At 63.2% G+C, this 1,600-nt stretch carries 1 protein-coding gene; it reads right to left on the reverse strand.

All coding sequences use genetic code 11. The features are described from left to right. A partial coding sequence (dxs, locus tag ACEW8G_RS03055; protein ID WP_373486974.1) for a 1-deoxy-D-xylulose-5-phosphate synthase occupies window positions 1-1,439 on the reverse strand: 1,439 nt, incomplete at its 3' end. Window positions 1,440-1,600: the final 161 nt, after the last annotated feature.

The following is a 1,600-nucleotide window of genomic DNA, read 5'->3' on the forward strand; positions in this document are numbered from 1 at the left end:
CCGCGCGGATAGCGGAAGGCAATCGGGCCGCTGTCGTGGCAGGCGGCGGTATAGGTCATGTGGACCAGCTCTGCCTCATCCGCCGCCGCCATCACCACCATGTTGGGCAACGTGGCGAGATAGGTGACATCGAATGACCCCGCATGGGTGGAGCCATCGGCCCCGACCAGCCCGGCGCGGTCGATGGCAAAACGCACCGGCAGGTTCTGGATCGCAACATCGTGCACCACCTGATCGTAGGCACGCTGCAGGAAGGTCGAGTAGATCGCGCAGAATGGGCGCATCCCCTGCGCGGCGAGACCAGCGGCGAAGGTCACGGCGTGCTGCTCGGCAATGCCGACATCGAAACTGCGTTCAGGATGCGCGTTCGAGAACTTGTCGACCCCGGTGCCCGATGGCATCGCGGCGGTGATTGCGCAGATCCGCGGGTCAGTCTCGGCGAGCTTGGCCAGAGTTTCGCCGAACACATTCTGGTAGGCGGGCGGCCCGGCGGCGGCCTTGTCCTGCTTGCCGGTGATCACATCGAACTTGGCGACGCCGTGATATTTGTCGGCTGCGGCTTCTGCAGGCGCATAGCCCTTGCCCTTCTGAGTGACGACATGAACAAGGCACGGCCCTTCGGCGGCATCGCGAATGTTTTCGAGCACCGGCACGAGTTGCTCGAGGTTGTGTCCGTCAATCGGGCCGACGTAATAAAAGCCAAGCTCTTCAAACAACGTACCGCCCATCGCCATGCCGCGCGCATATTCATCGGTCTTGCGCGCTGCGGTGTGCAGGCTCTTGGGCAGCTTGCGCGCCAGCCGCTTCAACGCCTCGCGCACGCCCAGAAATTCGCGGCTGGAAACGATCCGTGCGAGATAGCCAGAGAGGCCGCCCACTGGCGGCGCAATCGACATGTCATTGTCGTTGAGGATAACGACCAGCCGGTTGCCCGCCTTTTCGGCGTTGTTCATCGCCTCATAGGCCATGCCCGCGCTCATCGCGCCATCGCCAATAACCGCAATCGCCTTGCCCGGCGCGCCGGTCAGCTGGTGGGCGGTAGCAACGCCCAGGGCCGCCGAGATCGAGGTGGAGCTGTGCGCCGCGCCGAACGGATCATATTCGCTCTCGCTGCGCTTGGTGAAGCCGGAGAGGCCGCCGCCTGCGCGCAGGGTGCGGATGCGATCGCGCCGCCCGGTCAGGATTTTGTGCGGATAGCACTGGTGGCCGACGTCCCAGATCAGCCGGTCGCGCGGGGTATCGAACACGTAATGGATCGCAGTGGTCAGTTCGACCACGCCCAGCCCTGCCCCCAAATGCCCGCCGGTCACCGACACTGCCGAAATCACCTCTTGCCGCAATTCGTCGGCCAGCTGGCGCAGCTGCGCTGGCTTCAGCTTGCGCAGGTCTGCGGGCGTATCGACGCGATCGAGCAACGGGGTTTGAGGCAGATTGGTCATTCGGGGTTCCCTTCAACCTGACGTCCTAACCCCATTTTTGGGTCTTGTCGAATGAACGACTTCGGAGTCTGCGGCTGAGTGTAAATTTTTTTGGACAGTTGCGCAAATAGCAATGCGATGAGCCGATATCAGTCGCATTCCGCGCAACGGCCGCGCACCTC

Source organism: Blastomonas sp., from assembly GCF_041747255.1.
Taxonomy (GTDB): Bacteria; Pseudomonadota; Alphaproteobacteria; order Sphingomonadales; family Sphingomonadaceae; genus Blastomonas.